At 49.6% G+C, this 19251-nt stretch carries 16 protein-coding genes; 11 read left to right on the top strand and 5 right to left on the bottom strand.

The features are described from left to right. Positions 1-3: 3 nt before the first annotated feature. The 4 genes from fdhF to FGS84_RS26115 form a co-directional block, all read right to left on the bottom strand. The gene (gene fdhF / locus FGS84_RS26130; RefSeq protein WP_138311166.1) at positions 4-2721 is read right to left on the bottom strand and encodes a formate dehydrogenase subunit alpha; all 2718 of its coding nucleotides are present in this window, start codon (positions 2719-2721) and stop codon (positions 4-6) included. Continuing rightward, a complete protein-coding gene (locus tag FGS84_RS26125) occupies positions 2706-4031 on the bottom strand; it encodes an NADH-ubiquinone oxidoreductase-F iron-sulfur binding region domain-containing protein (protein WP_138311165.1) in 1326 nt (441 codons plus the stop codon). The genes fdhF and FGS84_RS26125 overlap by 16 nt, the downstream gene beginning before the upstream one ends. An 18-nt stretch (positions 4032-4049) precedes the next feature. Then, positions 4050-4544 carry an NAD(P)H-dependent oxidoreductase subunit E gene (locus tag FGS84_RS26120; RefSeq protein WP_138311164.1) on the bottom strand — a complete coding sequence of 165 codons (495 nt, stop codon included), beginning with the start codon at positions 4542-4544 and terminating at the stop codon, positions 4050-4052. A gap of 160 nt (positions 4545-4704) precedes the next feature. After that, a complete protein-coding gene (locus FGS84_RS26115) occupies positions 4705-5574 on the bottom strand; it encodes a LysR family transcriptional regulator (protein WP_138311163.1) in 870 nt (289 codons plus the stop codon). Positions 5575-5802: 228 nt separating this feature from the next. Between FGS84_RS26115 and FGS84_RS26110 the strand changes: the two genes are divergently transcribed. The 6 genes from FGS84_RS26110 (at position 5803) to FGS84_RS26080 (ending at position 11781) form a co-directional block, all read left to right on the top strand. Further along, a complete protein-coding gene (locus tag FGS84_RS26110; protein WP_138311162.1) occupies positions 5803-6453 on the top strand; it encodes a bifunctional 4-hydroxy-2-oxoglutarate aldolase/2-dehydro-3-deoxy-phosphogluconate aldolase in 651 nt (216 codons plus the stop codon). A gap of 25 nt (positions 6454-6478) precedes the next feature. After that, on the top strand, positions 6479-7579 hold the full coding sequence (gene dctP / locus FGS84_RS26105; RefSeq protein ID WP_138311161.1) for a TRAP transporter substrate-binding protein DctP: 1101 nt from the start codon (positions 6479-6481) through the stop codon (positions 7577-7579). Between the two features lie 541 nt (positions 7580-8120). Next, positions 8121-9410, top strand: coding sequence for a TRAP transporter large permease (locus FGS84_RS26095; RefSeq protein WP_138311159.1), 1290 nt, complete (start codon positions 8121-8123; stop codon positions 9408-9410). Between the two features lie 62 nt (positions 9411-9472). Further along, entirely contained in the window at positions 9473-10288 is an 816-nt protein-coding gene (locus FGS84_RS26090) for an aldolase/citrate lyase family protein (RefSeq protein WP_138311158.1), read from the top strand. A 14-nt stretch (positions 10289-10302) separates the two neighbouring features. Next, positions 10303-10767, top strand: coding sequence for a YhcH/YjgK/YiaL family protein (locus tag FGS84_RS26085; RefSeq protein ID WP_138311157.1), 465 nt, complete (start codon positions 10303-10305; stop codon positions 10765-10767). A 186-nt stretch (positions 10768-10953) separates the two neighbouring features. Beyond that, positions 10954-11781, top strand: coding sequence for a hypothetical protein (locus FGS84_RS26080; RefSeq protein WP_138311156.1), 828 nt, complete (start codon positions 10954-10956; stop codon positions 11779-11781). 17 nt (positions 11782-11798) lie between these two features. Here the strand turns inward: FGS84_RS26080 and FGS84_RS26075 are convergent, their stop codons facing one another. Further along, positions 11799-13187, bottom strand: a complete 1389-nt coding sequence (locus FGS84_RS26075; protein WP_138311155.1) for a sodium-dependent transporter — start codon at positions 13185-13187, stop codon at positions 11799-11801. Positions 13188-13518: 331 nt separating this feature from the next. On the opposite strand from FGS84_RS26075, the gene FGS84_RS26070 reads away from it, so the two are divergent. The 5 genes from FGS84_RS26070 (at position 13519) to FGS84_RS26050 (ending at position 19251) form a co-directional block, all read left to right on the top strand. After that, the gene (locus tag FGS84_RS26070) at positions 13519-14646 is read left to right on the top strand and encodes an ABC transporter substrate-binding protein (RefSeq protein WP_138311154.1); all 1128 of its coding nucleotides are present in this window, start codon (positions 13519-13521) and stop codon (positions 14644-14646) included. A gap of 22 nt (positions 14647-14668) precedes the next feature. Next, on the top strand, positions 14669-16372 hold the full coding sequence (locus FGS84_RS26065; protein WP_243130086.1) for an iron ABC transporter permease: 1704 nt from the start codon (positions 14669-14671) through the stop codon (positions 16370-16372). Further along, positions 16362-17120 (top strand): ABC transporter ATP-binding protein, encoded by a 759-nt coding sequence (locus FGS84_RS26060; protein ID WP_138311152.1) that lies wholly within the window; start codon positions 16362-16364, stop codon positions 17118-17120. The genes FGS84_RS26065 and FGS84_RS26060 overlap by 11 nt, the downstream gene beginning before the upstream one ends. An 11-nt stretch (positions 17121-17131) precedes the next feature. Further along, complete coding sequence (locus FGS84_RS26055) at positions 17132-17758, top strand: PHP domain-containing protein (protein WP_138311151.1); 627 nt, start codon at positions 17132-17134, stop codon at positions 17756-17758. A gap of 140 nt (positions 17759-17898) precedes the next feature. After that, positions 17899-19251 carry a sodium-dependent transporter gene (locus FGS84_RS26050; protein ID WP_138311150.1) on the top strand — a complete coding sequence of 451 codons (1353 nt, stop codon included), beginning with the start codon at positions 17899-17901 and terminating at the stop codon, positions 19249-19251.

Here is a 19251-nt window from a genome sequence, read left to right as displayed (position 1 = left end):
TCATTACGCCTTCCTGATACGGATGGCGCATGCTTTATATTCAGGAATCCGGGCCAGGTCGTCCAGTGCGGCATTGGTAATGCGGTTCACATTGCCGTCCGCAAAGTGGAAGGTCATGAATGCCTCCTTTGGGTGTACCTTCTGCCCCACCCTGGCGGTGCTGGAAATCTGTCCTCTTCTGGAGGATACAAGCACCTTGTCTCCGTTACGGATGCCAAGGGAAGCCGCGTCCTCCTCATTGACCTCGATATAGGATTCGTTGCAGATTTCATTCAGTCCCTCGGTCCGCTTAGTCATGGCCCGGGTGTTGTAGTGGTAGAGCATACGTCCAGTGGTCAGGAGGATTGGATACTCCTCATCCGGAAGCTCCCTGGATTCCTTGTACACAGCGGGATAGAAATATCCAAGGCCCCTGGAGAATCTGCCTGTATGAAGAATGGGAGTGCCCGGATGGTCCTTAGATGGGCAGGGCCACTGAAGGCTTTCGCCTGCATCCAGCCTGGCGTGGCTGATTCCGCCGTAGGACGGGGTTACGTACGCAATCTCGTCCATGACCTGGGCTGCGCCGTCATAATGGCAGGGATATCCCATCCGTCCCATGACGTCGCAGAATATCTGTATGTCATCCCTTGCCTGCCCCGCAGGTTCAACCGCTTTCCGGACCCGCTGGAGGCGGCGCTCCGTGTTGGTAAAGGTGCCTTCCTTTTCAGCATAGCTGACGCCCGGAAGAATCACGTCCGCGTAGGCAGCTGTCTCTGTCATGAAAAGCTCCTGCACCACCAGGAAATCCAGGCTCTTCAGCGCCTTTTCAATATGTCCTGTATCCGGGTCTGTTACGACCGGGTCCTCCCCGAAGATATACAGTCCCTTTACTCTTCCGTCAATGGCAGCAGGAAAGACCTCGGTGGAGGTAAGGCCGGGCCTTGGATTTAAGTCCACGCTCCAGGCCATCTGGAACTTGTGGATAACGTCCGGATTCGCCACCTTCTGGTAGCCTGGGAAGTCCGTTGGCAGACATCCCATGTCGCAGGCGCCCTGTACATTGTTCTGGCCCCGCAGGGGATTGATGCCGCATCCGGGCCTTCCCAGCTTGCCTGTCATCATAGCCAGGTTGGAAAGGCTCATGACGCCCTCCGTGCCCGTGGAGTGCTCTGTCACGCCCAGGCAGTATATAATGGGAGCCTTTCCGGCGCCAGCATACATCCGTGCAGCCTGTATCAGGTCCTCCTGACGGATGTGGCAGATTTCGGCCACTCTCTCAGGGGGATAATCTTCTAAAATCTGTTCCAGGATTTCAAATCCCTCTGTGCGGGATGAAATGAAATCCATGTCAGCCAGGCCCTCTTTCAGAATAATGTGCATCATGCCGTTGGCAAAGGCCACATTGGTGCCCGGCTTAATCTGCAGGTGCAGGGCTGCGTCGTTTGTCAGGTCAATCTTCCTGGGGTCCACCACAATCAGCTTTGTCCCCCGCCTGACGGCGCGGCGTATCTGGGTGCCCACCACGGGATGGGCCTCGGTGGGGTTGGAGCCCACAAGGAGAATCACATCCACATCCCCTGTAATATCTGCAATGGGATTGGTCATGGCGCCGGAGCCAAGGGTCATGGCCAGACCGGTCACAGACGCTGAGTGGCAGATACGGGCGCAGTTATCCACGTTGTTGGTTCGGAAAGCAGCACGCATCATTTTCTGGAACACGAAATTGTCCTCATTGGGAGCCCGTGAACAGGAGAAACCAGCGATGGCGTCATTGCCGTATTTGTTCTGAATCTCCCTGAACCGTTTTGCCATGTAATCCAGGGCCTCGTCCCAGGAAGCCTGCTCCAGCTGTCCGTTCCTGCGGATGAGGGGATGGGTCAGACGGTCGCCGGAGCCAACGAACTTGTATGAGCCGAATTTGCCCTTTACGCACAGCAGATTGTGGTTGGAAGGCCCGTCGGCCGGTTCTGCTCCCACAATCCGGTTGTCCCTGACAAGCAGGTCCATCTGGCATCCGGTGGCGCAGTGGGGGCAGGTGGTCCTGACCTTCCTGACCTCCCAGCTGCGGTACTTCTTATGGTCCTTGGCTGACAGGGCCCCTGTGGGACAATGGGAGACGCAGTTGCCGCAGGATTCGCAGGTGGTTTCAGACCAGGGCTTTCCGTAGGCAGTGGTGATGATGGTATCAAAGCTGCGGTCCTTCAGGCTGATTACGTTCCTGCACTGAAGCTCCTCGCATATCCGTACGCACCGGCGGCACATGATGCACAGCTGCGGATTGTATTCAAAAAAGGGACTGGATGTATCCTTTGGGGCATTTACGCGTTTTCCCCTGTCATAGCTGGTGTATTCCACGCCGTACTCCATGCAGTAGTCCTGAAGCTTGCAGGAACCGTTCTGCGGACAGGAGAAGCAGTGCTCCTTGTGGTTGCTCATAAGGAGGTCCAGGACAAAGCGCCTGGCTTCAATTACTTTATCTGAACGGGTGGAAATAACCATGCCCTCGGTGCAGTGCTCGGAGCATGCAGTGACAAGGCCCTTTTTCCGTCCTCCGTCCACTTCCACCACACACATGCGGCAGGAACCGTCAGGAGCCAGTTCCTTCATGTAGCACAGGGTGGGAATCTGGATGCCCAGTCCGGCCGCGGCTGTAAGAATGGTGGTCTCAGGCGGGACCTGGCATGGTATATGGTCGATTTCTATATGTATCCTGGTATCCGGATTTACATGGTGAGACATTTTTCATTCCTCCCGTTCTCATGACATACGCAGGCTCCCGCAGGGCAGGCGCCTCCGTTTATATGCGCTTCAAAATCGCCTCTGCGGTGGCGGAGGGCGGACATCAGGGCTACATTTACAGACTGGCCCAGACCGCAGGCCGAAAGCTGGGACACCTGATTGGCCATGTATTCCAGGCGCTCCACATCCCCTTCCCTGGCCCTTCCTTCCACGAAATCCGTAAGCAGTTCCAGTATGCGGGTGGTCCCCAGACGGCAGGGAGTACACTTTCCGCAGGATTCATGGACAAAGAATTCAAAGACCTTTTGTATATATTCCACAATACAGACACTGTCGTCCAGAACCACAATGGCGCCGGAACCGACGGCCAGCCCCTCCCGGGCCAGGTCCTCATAGGTATAGGGCGTATCCAGCTGTTCGGGGAATCCAATGGGGCCGGACTGGCCGCCCATGTGGAAGAAACCGGGCTTTCTGCCGGTTGACGTGCCGCCGCCGTACTCCTGGTCCATAATCAGGCTGCCCAGGGAAATACCAAGACCCACCTCAAACACGCCCCTGTTTTTTGCATGGCCGCTTATGGATACCAGCTTGGTTCCGCCGCTTTCAGGCGTGCCGTAGGAGAGGAACTTCTGACTGCCCTCATCAAGGATGACGGGGACGCAGCACAGAGTCTCCACGTTGTTGACCAGGGTGGGTTTGCCGTACAGACCTACTTCGGCCAGATGAGGCGGTTTGATTCTGGGGCGCCCTATTTTCCCTTCAATGGAGTTGAGCATGGCGGAATTCTCGCCGCACACATATGCGCCGCCCCCTGAGACAACGGTGATGCTGTAGTCAAAGCCCGGAACCCCCATGATGTCCTTTCCCAGATACCCGGCATCCACGGCATTCCGTATGGCTTCCTCAAAAATCTTCTGTATTCTCCGGTACTCTCCGCGTATGTAAATATAACCTTGTTTGGAGCCGAACACATATCCTGCAATGAGCATTCCCTCTATGACGCTTAGGGGCGTTTCCTCCAACAGCACCCTGTCCTTGAAGGTGCCCGGCTCTCCCTCGTCTGCATTGCATACAATGTACTTTGTATCGCCCTCAATCCTGTATAAACTTTTCCATTTCCGGCCCGCAGGATAGCCTGCGCCGCCGCGTCCCTTTAAATTGGAACGGCTGATTTCCTCCAGGATTTCTTCTTTTTCCATGGCCAGAGCCTTGCGTATGCCTGAAAATCCTCCCAGAGCTTCAAACTCAGGAACAGATACAGGGTTCATTCTGCCCACGCGCCTTAATAAAACGGATTCATTTATTTCCATGTAAGTGTTCTCCCTCAATTATTGATTGCGTTTTCCGGACCTCAGGTCATCCAGAAGCCGCCGGATTTTTTCACGGTCCAGATTTCCGTAGACCGTGTCCTTTACCTTGATAACAGGTCCTATGTCGCAGGCCCCCACACAGGGGATATAGTGGTAGGCAAAGAGTCCGTCCTCTGTGGTCTCGCCTATGCCCACCCCCAGTTCCTCCTTGAGAATCTGTGCGATTTCTTCGGAGCGGGAGAAATGGCATGGGGTGCTGTTGCATACCTTCAGCACAAACCTGGCCTTTGGTTCTGTCTTTAACATGGCGTAAAATGTTATGATGTCATATACCCGTGTGGGATTCATACCCACTTCCTCTGCCACCAGTGCGGCGGTTTCCTCATCAATGTAGTTGTAGCCTGAGGCGTTCTGCAGTTCATAGAGGATAGCCAGAAGGTGTTCTTTGTCCCCTCCGTTGTCCCGGATGATAGCCCTCTTTTCCTCGGCGGTCAGTTGGCTGGTGATTTCCATGCTTTATTCTCCTTATGTCTGATTTCTGAAATGATATGTATCCATAAAGACTAACCTAACAAATATAGGCAAAATAGTCAATAAAAGTTAAAATAATAACGCGGAATTTGTTGAAACTGCGAAACGGGAAATGCGGTAATGAAGGGCTGGCGCACACCCTTTACAGCATGTCAATAAAATCAGTCATCTTGTGATTCAGAGCCAATTCTTCCTGATAGATTACTACCTGATACCGGTATACTTTAGGCATCAATGATACATAACGGATGTGTTCATTTTCAACCTTAAGACCCTTCGGCAGGAAGGCCAGACCAATACCTTCAGCTACCATGTGTATAGTTGCTGAGGTGTTGTCCAGTTCGCATACGATATCCGGGTTCACGCCTAGCTGCTTAAATATGTGGTCTGTAATACTGCGCATGGTAGAGTTTTGCTTTGATAGAATAAAGTGTTCACTTTTTAACAATTCCCATTTTAATTTGTGGTTTTCTCCTCCTGATTTATAAGGAAGAGATTTGGGAACTAGTAAAAGAATTTCTTCGCGGCTGAGTACTTTGTAAGGAAACGTGATTTTTTGCAGAGAATCCAGGGATGTAATAATTAAAGCAAGCTGCCCCATATTTAGTTTTTTTAATAAATTTTTAGCGCTTTCATCGGTAGCATACAGTTCAACGTTAGGATATTTTTTCTGAAAAATACCAGATGCAGTCAAAAAGCGCTCCATCCCCTCCTGGGAGGATATGCCGACACGGTAACGTTCTTTACCCATATTGGAAATATTGCGTATTCGTTCGTATGTCTGTTCTTTTATATGCATGATATCCTTGCAGGCGTCTATATAATACTGGCCGGCTTCCGTGATGGATAACTCCCTCGGATTGCGTATAAAAAGTGGGGTTCCCAATTCTTTTTCCAGATTAAGCAGCGTCTGACTTAGGGTAGACTGCGATATAAAAAGTTTTTCTGAGGCCCGGAGAATATTTTTTTCTTCTGCAATGGCTAAAATATATTCTAATTGCCGTGTATTCATGTACAATACCTCTCTGAATGCTATCGTTTTTTTCGATAGTTGAATCCTGAAAAATGAATTAGTAATTATGCTCATACTAAAGTATACTATAAATAACAAAAATATACAATGTGTCAAAACATAAGAAAACCCCCTCCGCATACAGGAGGGGAGGATAGAAAAGTGCATAAATAAAAGTGAAAACATTGTATATTTTTGACAATATGAAAAGCGTAGGAGGATGTGGACATGAATGGAAAAGATGTACTAAAAAGTATTGAAAAGGAAAAGTTAATTGTGATTTTCCGGGGGATTCCTACTGAGGGTGCAGCTAATGTAGCTAAGGCTCTGGCAGATGGGGGAGTGAAGTTTATTGAGATTACTTATAACCATCGGAAGGATAGTCCTGAGAAGTATTTTGAAGAGCAGATGCTGGCTGTAAAAGCGGCTGTGGGAGACAGGGTCTGCATGGGAGCCGGAACAGTATTGACAGTGGGTCAGGTGGAGCTGGCCCATCGACTGGGGGCCGGGTATATTGTTTCACCCAATACAAATGAGGCTGTGATAAAACGCACAAAGGAGTTAGATATGGTGTCCATACCAGGGGCTATGACACCCACTGAAATTGTGTATGCCAGGGACTGCGGCGCAGATATTGTAAAACTGTATATTGTGGATGATGTGAATGATGTGAAATATCTTATGGGTCCCCTTGGGCATATACCCATGCAGGCCACCTGTAATGTGAGTCTTGATACTATTCCGCAGTTTCTACAGGCTGGAATAAAGGCATTTGGAACAAGAGCATTTCTGACAAATGACCTGATTGAGAATAAAGATTATCAGGAGATAGAAAACCGGGCAAGAAAGCATGTGGAAATGATAAAAATGAATTCATAAAATCTGAAAGGGGAAGGGTTACTATATGATGAATAAAAAAGGGGCAGCTGTTCTGGCAATGGCAGTACTTATGGCAATTTTCCTGGCTGGCTGCAGTTCCGGGAAAAATAAAGGGGAAACAGGAAATCAGGAAGTCGGTGCACAAACATCCGGGACACAGACAGAAAAGGCGGCAGCTGCGGATACTGGCGGAAAGAACACCGTAAAATTGATTACATCCACTTCCCAGCTGCCGGGGGCGTCAACCCAGCTTTTGCAATCCAGGATTTCAGAGGTATCAGATAAAGAAGGAGAAGGAAACTTTCAGTTTGAGCACTATGACAGTGCCACTCTTTTTAAATCCAGTGCAGAGTTGGGGGCTCTTTTGGATGGAAATATTGACATTGGATTTATTCAGTTGGGATATTTCTATGACAACGGGGCTCTGTGGGCAAACATGTTTGATATTGCATTTTTATACGATGATGTGGAAGGCATGATGCAGGTATTAGACACGGACGGAGAGATTGGAAAATGGGTTCAGAATCAGATTTGGGAGGAATTCCATGTAAAGGTAATTGCCCCGTTTTATCTGGGAAGGCGTGATGTGTGGCTTTCAGACGGTTCCATTACCGTGCAGAAACCAGAAGATTTAAAAGGGGTAAAAATCCGTATGCCAAACTCAGCATCCTTTCTTGACATGGGGACAGCCATCGGTGCGGAGCCAACACCTTTAGACAGCAGTGAGACATACCTTGCCATGCAGACAGGTACAGTAGATGCTCAAGAGAATATAATACTGTCTTCCTATGCCAATGCCATGCAGGAAGTATCAAAAAGCATAATCATGACAGACCATATGATAACAGCCAACCTGGTATGCATAAATGGCGATAAATGGGAGGCTATGACACCGGACCAGCAGGAAAAGCTGACACAAATTATAAAAGAGGCTGTTAATAAGAACAATCAGGATGTACTGGCGGAGGAAGAAAAAATCCTGGATGAATGTGTGCAGAAGTATGGAATTAACATACAGGAGCCGGATAGAGATGCCTTCAAAAAATATGCGTTTGAGTACTATCTGTCCAATCCGGACAATGAAAAAAATTGGAATATGGATATTTTTAATGCAATAACTAAGTAAGCGCCGGAATGAAAGGAGGCATGCAATGAGAGAAAAAATTAAATGGTTATTTCTCAGAATGAGGGATTGTGTGGAAGTCCTTATTCCGGTCATTACATTCTCAGTCCTTTTCCTGGCATTTGTATATTCTGTATTTTCCAGATATGTATTGAATCGTCCTCCCGCATGGGGGACTGAGGTACAGGTGGCAACCTATATCTGGACCGTACTTTTAGGAGCGTGTTATGTCCGTAGATTAAACAAACATGTTAATTTTACCATGGTATATGATTTGCTTTCAGAAGACGGTCAGAGGGGGTTAAGGATTTTCCGCAATTTAGTAATGGGTATCACATATGCAATCCTGTTAAAGCCTACGGTTCGGTATATCATGAAGTACAGAACAGTAAGCCCATCCTTGAAAATACCTGTGAAGTTTTACTTTTTTCCAATCATTATCCTGACTTTTGGCGTAATGTGTTATTCCTTTGCGGATGTGTATAGGGATGTGAGGAAATGGCTCATGAAGAGACAAAAAAGGTAGGAGAGGAGGGAACATGGTATGAATATTGGAATTGTTGTATTTTTAGCAGCATTTGCCATGATTTTTCTTACAGGGATGCCCATTGCATTGGGGATGCTCTCTGTTGGTGTAATCTATATGCTGGCTACAGGTGGGAATCTTGGAGTAATACCGAACTGCATATGCGAGGCGTATTGGAACAATTATGTCATCATAGCAATTCCCTTGTTTGTATTCACAGCTAATGTGATGAATACAGGCAAGATATCAGATATGATATTCCGCTTTTCAGATGGCATTGTGGGAAGGATGCGCGGCGGCATGGCCCAGGTAAATGTATTGGTATCCCTGATATTCTCGGGTATGACAGGGTCGGCCATGGCAGATGCCTCCGGCGTCGGCATTATGGAAATTGCGGAGATGAAACGTCAGGGATATGATGATGGATTCAGCTGTGCTATTACGGCAGCCTCGGCCACAATCGGCCCTATCTTTCCGCCCAGCATGACCATGCTGCTGTACTCGTCCCTTACAGGGGCATCTGTAGGAGCACTGTTTATGGGAGGGATGCTGCCAGGTGTAATGCTTGCAGTATTTCTGGGAGCGTACTGTCTGATAGTGTCTTACAAAAGAAAGTATCCTTATGGAACAAAATATACCATTCCTTTGTTCCTGACCTATACCTTTAAGGCAATTCCCGCACTTCTGACTCCGGTTATTCTGTTAGGTGGTATCTATGGAGGGGCGGTAACACCTACGGAGGCAGGAGCAGTGGCAGGAGCGTATGCGTTGATTGTTTCCGTACTGGTATATAGGATGCTGAACTGGGAATCTTTAAAAAAAATATTGTTAGAAACAGCAAGAACCGTGGGCACTGTTTCCATAACTGTGGGCTGTGCGTCCGTTATTGTTTATATATCCACACTGGAACGCATCCCCACCTTGTTAGGCGGATTCATTATGGGAATTACAGATAACAGGTATGTTTTCCTGTTGATATGCAATATTATGTTCCTGATACTGGGCATGATATTTGACAATAACACAATAACACTGGTATTTATCCCTATGATTTATCCGCTGGTTCAAAGTTTTGGTATAGATTCGGTGCATTTTGGCGTCATGTTTGTAATTAATATGATGATAGGGATGGTGACCCCGCCTTATGGCCCGTTGCTGTTTGTTACATCGGCCATCTCTGATACACCGCTCAAGGACATTATAAAGGAGATACTTCCCATGATTGGGGTTATGATTGCATTTTTGCTTGTCATTACATACATTCCCGATGTGGTTTTGATTCTTCCGAAAATATTTCTGAAATACTAAAACGGTGTACTGAGAATAGAGAAATGTGTAATATAAGCACAAATAAAATAAGGAGAATAAGTATGAGAGAGAACAAAATTAAGAAAATACTGGATGAGGGTAAGCTGGCAGTGGGTATGGGAATATTTACAGGAAGCCCTATTGTGGTTCAGATGATAGGATATTCTGGATTCGACTTTGTGTTCATTGACATGGAACATACACCGGTGACCATTGACAGAGAGCTTCAGGCTTTGATAATTGCCGCAAATGAGAGCGGAATGGGGACGTGTGTCCGTGTTAAATATAACGATGAGGTGCTGATACGTACAACAGCGGAATTCGGAGCAGACGCAGTAGTGGTGCCTCATTGCCGCACTGCTGAGGACGCTAAAAAGATGATACAGGCTGTGAGGTTTCCTCCTTATGGGGTGAGAGGGTCAGCCACAGATTGCAGAAGCGCGGGTTATGGCTGCTATCCGGATTTTGATTTTGGACAATATGTTGAGAAATGCAACCATGAAACACTGGTAATACCGTTGGCAGAGGACCCGGAATTTTTTGATAATATTGATGAGATACTGAATGTGGAAGGTTTGGGCGGGGTACAGTTAGGGCCATCTGATTTAGCTCTTGGATTAGGAATTAAAGAGACATATAATTTTGATAATCCCCAGGTAAAAAGCCGTTTTGAACTCTTATTTAAAAAGGCCAAGGAAAAAAGCATTCCCTTAATGGGTCCCATCGCGCCTCCTAACCTGGAGAGAGCAATTGAAATGGCGGAGAACGGTGTACGGGTCATGACGCTGAGAAACGATGTCACAAATTTTAAGATGCTTTTATCCGGTTTGAGAAAAGATGTTTATGTGCCGTTAAAACAGCATTTTGAGACAGTGTAGAAAGAGGTGGCTGTATGATATCTTCATCTATTTATACCAATGAGGATTTGGGAAAATATCCAGAGGGAATCCAAAAGGCATTGGAATATCTTATGGGCAGGGATTTTACACAGATGGAGCCAGGGACATATGCAATAGACGGAAAGGACATCTATGCAATGGTGATGGATATAACAACCTGTCCTTCCAATGATAAAAAACCTGAAATACATAAGAAATATGTGGATGTTCAGTTTGTGGCAAAGGGGAGGGAGATGCTGGGCTTTGCGCCGGACCTTGGAGACCTGGCTATTACAGAAGGAAAAGATGAGAGTGATATTTACTTCTATGAAGCTGTAGGTGACGAGAGTTTCCTGATTGCAACCAAAGGCTGTTATAATATATTTTTTCCCAGTGATATCCACCGGCCCGGCTGTATGGTAGAGCATCCGGGGAAGGTAAGAAAAGTGGTTGTTAAAGTGAGTGTGGACAGGATATAGGCATACAGAGGAATTAGTAAGAGGAAGGATGTCAGCAGATGCAGGTTGACAGCCTTCCTTTTTTTATTTGATAAAGTATGTTCTGACAGAGGCCTCCATTTTATTTATATTCCGGCACTGTAAACTTTAACAGCAACCGTACGATAACATAGACAGGAACAAAAAATCCCAGCGGGAGGAAAGACTATGAGAATTAATTTTAATTCAGTTCAGCCTAAAAACACCATCATCAATGCGGCAAGGGTAAACGCCTCCTTTGCAAAAAATAAGGCCGGAACCAGAAAAGCAGCCGGAACAGGGCGCAGTGACAGGGCCACGTTCTCGCCTCAGGGAAAGTTTATGAGTATGATAGAGAATCTGACAAAGCAGAAGCAGGCCATTATTGACAGAAAGAATGACCTGGTAGAAAGTACCTTGAAAAACGGCGGCAAGGTGGATGATATCAAGGACCAGCTGAAAAATTACGGGAAGCAGCTGGCGGACCTGGACAAACAGATAGCCGGACTGTATGCCCAGCAGGCCAAGGCGTGTGTGGAACAGGATGACAAAAAAAAGTCCGGAAAGCCTGACCCCAATAAGACGGAGGACCAGCGGGAAGCAGAGCGTTTAAGCAGCCTTGCCAATGTATCGGACGGCATCAGAAATGCTGAGAGGATAGCATCCGTAAAGGACCGGATTGAAGGTGAGATGCATGTGAAGGAAGCGGAAGCCAGCCAGAGCGGCGTCCATGTGGATGCCCTGGTCAGTAAGGGCATGGGGGGCGCCAATGTGGCGGATATGATTGACAATGAGACCAGCGCCATAAAGAGAAAGGAAATGGAGATTGCGTCTCTGCGGGACCAGGCTGCGGAGCTTGGAGACAGCCAGGGAAAGAGTCTTAAGGAGAGCATGGATGCGCTGGAGGAAAACCGGGAGGCGGATAATCTGCAGGCCGGGACAGACCGTGCTGACGAAGACCGGGAAGAAAAAAATACAGGTTTCGGAAAAACAGATGCCGGAACCATTGATTCATGATATGCGGGGCCGGCCCTTTAGGACAGGCCCTGCCCGCGTCCAACCGTAAAATATAAGATGACCACAATAACCGCCGGAGCCAGGAATTTCACCAGAAAGGCCCACAGCCGTTTCCAGGCCAGGCTGTGGCCCGAGGCTTCAATTTCCCCAGAGGCATTGTCCGTTCCCCATACCCATCCCACAAACAGGCAGAAGCACAGGGCTCCCAGGGGAATCATCAGATTGTCAGTGAATTTTTCCATGACAGCATTCATGGGAAGATACTGTACGCCGTTGGTGAAATCAAACCAGGGCAGGTTTATGTCCATGGCCCCCTGCGACAGTGAATAGCCTGCGCTTAAAAATGACATGGGAATCACAAGAAGCAGGGTGGCTTTCAGCCTGGACAGTCCAAATTCCTCCGTAAGCCATGCGATGCAGCTCTCAAGGATGCTGATGGCGCTGGTCAGGGCAGCCACAAACAGCAGCAGGAAGAAGGCAAAGCCAAAGAACACGCCGCCGGGCAGCCGGCTGAATACCTCCGGAAGAGCCATGAAGGCAAAGCCGCCTCCCATTCCCATGGCTTCGGGTCCGGCCGTGATATAGACCACCGGTACGATGGCTAATCCGGACAGCAGTGCCACAAGGCTGTCCAGAATGCAGATGCAGCCCGCGCTTTTGGACAGGTTTTCTGTCCTGGGCACATAGGAGCCGTAAGTCACCATAATGCCCATTCCCACGCTGAGGGAAAAGAATGCCTGGCCCAGGGCAGCCACAACGGTTCCGCCGTTGAATTTTGCCGGGTCCACGGCCAGCATATACTTAAGACCTTCAGCAGCCCCGTCCAGGGTCATTGCATAGATGACGATTCCGGTCAGCAGTACGAACAGGCCGGGCATTAAAAATTTGCTGACCCGTTCAATTCCTTCTGACACGCCCCGTACAACCACGTAGATGCACAGAAGCAGGAAGGCAGCGCCCCATATGAGGGGCTCTCCCGGCCGGGATATGAAATCCGCAAAGTAGGCGGAAAATCTGCTGCTGTCATTTCCAAAGGCGCTGAAATCAGCTCCGGTCAGATACACTGCAATGTATTTCATCACCCATCCTCCCACCACACTGTAGTAGGACATAATTACAAACAGGGTCAGGACGCCGATGCCCCCGGCAAAGCTCCAGCGCGGGTTCAGCCGGCGGAACGCGCCCACTACGTTTTTCTGGGTGCTGCGTCCGATGGAGAGCTCTGCCAGCATGACCGGAAATCCTACCAGCAGAACAATCAGGGCATAGCAGATTAAAAACGCCCCGCCTCCTCCTGCGGCCACCTTTCCCGGGAATTTCCATATATTCCCCAGTCCCACAGCGCTTCCCGCGGCAGCCAGTATAAATCCTATGTTGCTGGCCCATTGACTCCTTTTATGTTCCATTCTCAAAATCCCTCCGTTATATCCATTAAAAATCCCGGCCATATGCCGGGAAAATAACCTCGTTTATTCTATCACAATGCCCTGGCACCGTCCATTCCTTTTTGTAAAATGATGCCGGGAATGATTTGGGCGGAGACTGGCAGCCGGAACCCTTGAATAGATTTTTTCTATCTGATTTCTCATCTGTTCGTTTTTTTCTATGCAAACAGTATTCATATTGACTTAGAGACAGCTGCTTATTATAATTCAACAATGGTAATTACTGTCCTTAAGAGGAGGATAAAGGACTGTGATGCAAAATACGGTTATGAGAGAAAGGATACGAACACAGATGAGAAAGAAAATGATTGCCCTGCTAACGGCATTGTCCATGGTACCGGCCCTGGCAGCCTGCGGCAGCAATAATACCAGCAATAATACCAGCGCAGCAGCTTCTGCCGAGGCCCAGACTGAGGAAACAGCCACAGAGACAGAGACTGAAAGCCAGGAGGAGACAAAGGCAGAGGCTCCGGCTCTTACCGGTACCATGAAGGTGGTTGTCACCAGTGAGAATTACGTAACCCTGTTTGACAAGTTCACGGAGGATACAGGTGTTAAGGTAGAACTGCTGTCCATGTCTTCCGGCGAGGTGCTTTCCAAGCTCCGCGCAGAGGGCGGAACACCATCCGCCGATTTATGGTTTGGAGGCGGTATTGACGCGTTCATGAGCGCAAAGGATGACGGGCTGTTAGAGCAGGTTACCTTTGACGCATCAGCCGGCCTGGCGGATGAGTTCAAGGATTCAGAAGGCTATTGGTATTCCAAGGGAATTACCATTGTAGGTTTTCTGCTCAATGACGGCCTCATGGAGGAGCTGAATCTGGAGGCTCCTGCCAGCTGGGATGATTTATTGAAGGAAGAATATGCAGGCGAAATCATCATGTCCAACCCGGCTGTATCAGGTACCAACTATGCAGTGGTCAACGCCCTGCTGCAGGCTAAGGGAGAAGAAGGCGGCTGGTCTTATTTGGAAGGACTGAATAAGAACATTGCATATTATGCAAAACGCGGTTCCGACCCCAAGAATAAGGTGACCACAGATGAATATGCCATTGGCATCACATATATTGACGGCACCATTGAGTCCCTGTTAGATGAGTATGATGTGTCCATCGTTTACCCGGCAGATGGCATTCCGTGGGTTCCCGAGGGAGTGGCTGCATTTAAGAATGCCGAGAATGCAGACGCAGCCAGGTATTTTATAGAGTGGCTGTTCAGCAGCGATGAGAATCTTCAGATGCTGGCGGAGATTGACCAGAAGAACAGCGTGAAGACCATTAAGCCATCCCTGGAAGGACTGGACCTGGGATATGACACAGGTATGCTGATGAAGGAGGACCTGTCCCTGTTCGGTGAAAAGCGTACGGAAATCCTGGAGCACTTTGAGGCGCTGATGGGAGATAAGGCAGCAGATGAATAAGTTTGGAAACACTCATGAAAGCATGAATGGAAATACAAACAGGAATATACATGGAGACATGTATGGCAAAAGGGCATCGAAAGATGTCCTTTTTGGCATTGCAGGATACGGGGCGGATAAGCTGCTGCTGGCTTTCCTGCTGTCCGGTGTATTCCTGTTCGTATTCTGGCCCATGCTCTGTATTCTGATTAGAAGTCTGTGGGACGGGAAATCCTTAAGCTATGATGCATATGCCGCTGTCTGGAACCAATACAGGGGAAACCTTTGGAACAGCGTGTTCGTGGGCGTATGCGCATCCCTTCTCTGTACTGCTTTTTCCACGGCGGCAGCCCTGTTTTTAGCTACCAGAAGGGGAGCTGTCAGGCTGTTCTGTATGGCGCTTCTGCTGATTACCATGGTTTCCCCGCCCTTTGTATCCTCCCTGGCCTATATCCAGCTCTATGGACGCCGTGGGTGGATTACGTACCGGCTGCTGGGGCTGGGCTGGGACCCCTATAACTGCTGGGGCGTCATCCTGATGCAGAGCCTTTCCTTTGTACCGTTAAACGCCCTGTTCCTGGGGGGAATTCTGACCAAGCTGGACGGGGACAGCATCCGGGCCGCCAGGGACCTGGGGGCCAGCCCTAAAGCCATTTTGGGAGACATTGTGCTGCCGCTTATACGGCCGGGTATATGGGTGGCCCTGCTTCTCTCCTTTGTCCGCTCCCTGGCGGATTTTGGGACTCCGGTCATTATCGGCGGGCGGTTCAGCACCATTGCTTCGGAGATATATCTTCAGCTGGTGGGATACTCCAACCTGGAGAAGGCGTCTGCCATGAACATGGTCCTGATGCTTCCGTCTATCGCTGCATTTTTTATTTACCGTAAGCTGATGAAGCGTTCGGATATGCTGACAGAGGGCAGCAGGGGGAGGCAGGAACCCCTGGCCCTTTCACTGGGAAAATGCGGATTGACAGGAAATCTGGCCAACCTGGGAAGCCTGGTCTTTTTTCTGATGATGGCGCTGCAGTACGGATGCATATTTATATCAGGCTTCCTGAAAAGCACCAGGGGGGTGTACTCCTTTACCGCCCGGTATCTGGAACAGCTGGTCCGTTTTGACCTGGGGACCATGGGGCGGAGCGTGACATATGCTTTGATTGTATCCCTGGCAGGTACCCTTTTCGCCATGCTGTTCGCCTATTACATGGAACGCAGGCGGATTCCGGGCAGGAATTTTTTTGATTGTCTGGTCACCCTGCCCTATATGCTGCCGGGAACCTGCTTTGGAATCGGTTATATCCTGGCATTTCATTCACCGCCCTTAAAGCTGACCGGTACAGCCCTGATTGTTATTTCCAATATGCTGTTCAAACAGCTTCCCACAGCCACAAAGATTTGCGCGGCTACCCTGACCCAGGTGCCAAGGGCTCAGGAAAAAGCAGTGCGGGACCTGGGGGGAGGACAGTTCTCAGTGCTGAAAACCGTAATACTTCCCGGACTGAGACCAGCCTTTCTCAGCTGTTTTGTCTATAACTTTTCCAGCAGCATGACCACGGCCGGAGCAATCCTGTTCCTCATTGACCCTGGACGGAAGCTGGCAGTGTTCAAACTCTTTGATGCGGTATACACAGGGGATTACGCCCTGGCCTCCCTGATTGCCACCAGCATCATACTGGTAGTGCTGGCAGTGGAAGGGCTGGCTTATTTTATAACATGGAAGGCAGGTAAGCGACGTGTATCTTGAACTGGACCATTTGAAAAAACACTTTGACGGCAGGGAAGTGGTGCGGGACCTGTCCCTTACCCTGGAACAGGGCCAGCTGCTCTGCATCCTTGGTGCCTCCGGATGCGGGAAGACCACGACCCTTAACATGATAGGCGGTTTCCTGACGCCGGACAGCGGAGCCGTGCGGCTGGATGGCGAGGATATCACCCATATCCCTCCGGAACAGCGGCCGGTTACAACCGTATTCCAGTCCTACGGCCTGTTTCCCCACATGACAGTGCTCCAGAATGTGGTTTACGGCCTGAAATTCCGGGGAGTAAAGCGGGAACAGGCCCGGCAGAAGGGAATGCATTATCTTGAAATGGTAGGTCTTTCAGATTATGCCTCAGCCTATATACAGGAAATCAGCGGAGGACAGCAGCAGAGGGTGGCGCTTGCCAGGGCGCTGATTGTGGAGCCGAAGCTGTGCCTTTTGGACGAACCCTTCTGCAACCTGGATGCGGCCCTGCGCACCAAAATGCGCCATGAACTTAAACGGCTTCAGAAGGACCTGGGACTGACCATGGTGTTTGTTACCCACGACCAGGAGGAGGCCATTATCCTGGCGGACCGCATTGCAATCATGGACCAGGGACAGCTGGTCCAGAATGATGCGCCCCTGGACCTTTGCCGCCGTCCAGCCAGCGCCTTTGTAGCTGAATTCATGGACCTGGAAAGCCTGGTATGGACAGAGGACGGCAGGCTGCTTAAAATCATCAAGAGATAGGAGAAATCAAAATGCTGGTTGACATGCATCTTCATGAGTGTACTTATTCATCGGACAGCCGAATCAGTCTGGAGGAAATCGTGACCATAGCCCGGGGCAGGGGACTGGACGCTGTCTGCATCACGGACCATGACAGCATGGGGCTCAGGGAATATGCCGCAGAATATTCGGACAGAACCGGTTTTCCCATTTTCGTGGGTATAGAATTCTTTTCCCTCCAGGGCGATATCACGGCATGGGGAATTGAACAGTATCCGGACCGCCGGGTGGATGCCCAGGATTTCATTGACCATGTCAATAAATCCGGCGGTTTCTGTGTCTCCTGCCATCCCTTCAGGAACAATAACCGGGGGCTGGAGGAGAATCTCCGCGCGGTCACAGGGCTTCACGGGGTGGAGGTGCTCAACGGCAGCACGACCCTGGAAGCCAACCGAACAGCTCTTTCATACTGCCGGGAGTTAGGGCTTAAGGCTATCGGAGCCAGCGATGCCCACACCACGGGCCAGATTGGAAAGTATGTTACCTGGCTGCCGGAGAAGGTGGACCGGCTGAACGATTTTGTGGAGCAGCTTAAAACCAGGCAGGTGCGGCCGGCTTTGTGGAACGGAAGCAGTTATGATGTGGTTGATGGGTTTTAACAATTGTCACTTTTTTGCTTTAAAGCTTTGACTAAATGGTGTTATTGGGGTAGTATAGTAAAGATGGCTTTTGGACTGTCCTGTTTTCCTTCCTCACAGGACGTGCAGGCCGTTGAAACATACACCATAAAGGAGAAGTTATGAGCAAGCAGAAAAAAACGGATTCCTCACCGGCAGCCGTGCACCAGAACGGCGGCTTTGGAAGCAGCCTGGGATTTGTGCTGGCCTGTGTGGGTTCCGCAGTGGGAATGGGCAATATCTGGATGTTCCCGTACCGTGTGGGACAATACGGCGGCGGCGCGTTTCTGGTGCCCTATATTTTATTCATTGTATTATTCGGCCTGGTAGGGCTTTCGGCAGAGTTTGCCATAGGGCGCCGGGCCAGGACCGGCACCCTGGGAGCTTATGAATACTGCTGGGAAAAGATAGGCAGAGGTAAGCTGGGATATTTCCTGGCATGGATTCCTCTGCTGGGTTCCCTGGGTATTGCCATCGGATATGCCATCATCGTAGGATGGGTGGTAAGAGCATTGGCCGGTTCCGTCACAGGGGCTATCCTCACAACAGATGCAGCGGTCTATTTCAACCAGGCCACAGGCGAGTTCGGCAGTATTCCCTGGCATGTGCTGGTGGTTGTGACAGCTGCCGGCATCCTTATGTTTGGGGCTACCAAGGGAATCGAGAAAATCAATAAGGTCCTGATGCCCTCCTTCTTTGTATTGTTCGCCATACTGGCTGTGCGGGTAGCTTTTCTGCCGGGGGCGGCAGAAGGATATAAATTCCTCTTTGCTCCGGACTGGAGCGATTTGTTAAAGGTGGATACCTGGGTTATGGCCATGGGACAGGCATTTTTTTCACTGTCCATCACAGGTTCAGGAATGATTGTTTACGGAACCTATCTGGCCAAGTCGGAGGATATACCAAAGGCATCCATCCGGACCGCGTTTTTTGATACGGTGGCTGCCATGATGGCTGCTCTGGCCATTATGCCGGCTGTGTTTGCATTCGGCATTGAGCCCAACGCTGGTCCGCCTCTTATGTTCATTACCCTGCCGGGCATATTCCGGCAGATGCCCATGGGAAGGCTCTTTGCAGTTATATTTTTTCTGTCCGTGGCCTTTGCAGGCATTACCAGCCTGATTAATATGTTTGAGGCGGTCAGCGAGTCATGGCAGACCCGGTTTAAGCTTTCCAGAAAAGCAGCCGTGGCCCTGTGCAGCGGCATAGCCCTGCTGGTGGGCATTTTCCTGGAGTCAGAGCCCAAGGTAGGGTCATGGATGGACTTTATCACCATCATTGTGGTTCCCTTCGGCGCTGTGCTGGGAGCTGTGTCCATCTATTATATTCTGGGCTATAAGGAAATCAGGAAGGAACTGGAGGAAGGGCGGAAAAAGCCTTTAAGCGGATTCTTCGGACCTCTGGCCAGGTATGTCTATGTGCCCCTGGCCGTGGTGGTGTTTATACTGGGAATTGTGTATGGCGGGATTGGATGA

The organism is Clostridium sp. 1001271st1 H5, from assembly GCF_005845215.1.
Lineage (GTDB): Bacteria > Bacillota > Clostridia > Lachnospirales > Lachnospiraceae > Enterocloster.
This window is presented reverse-complemented; position numbering and strand designations above follow the sequence as displayed.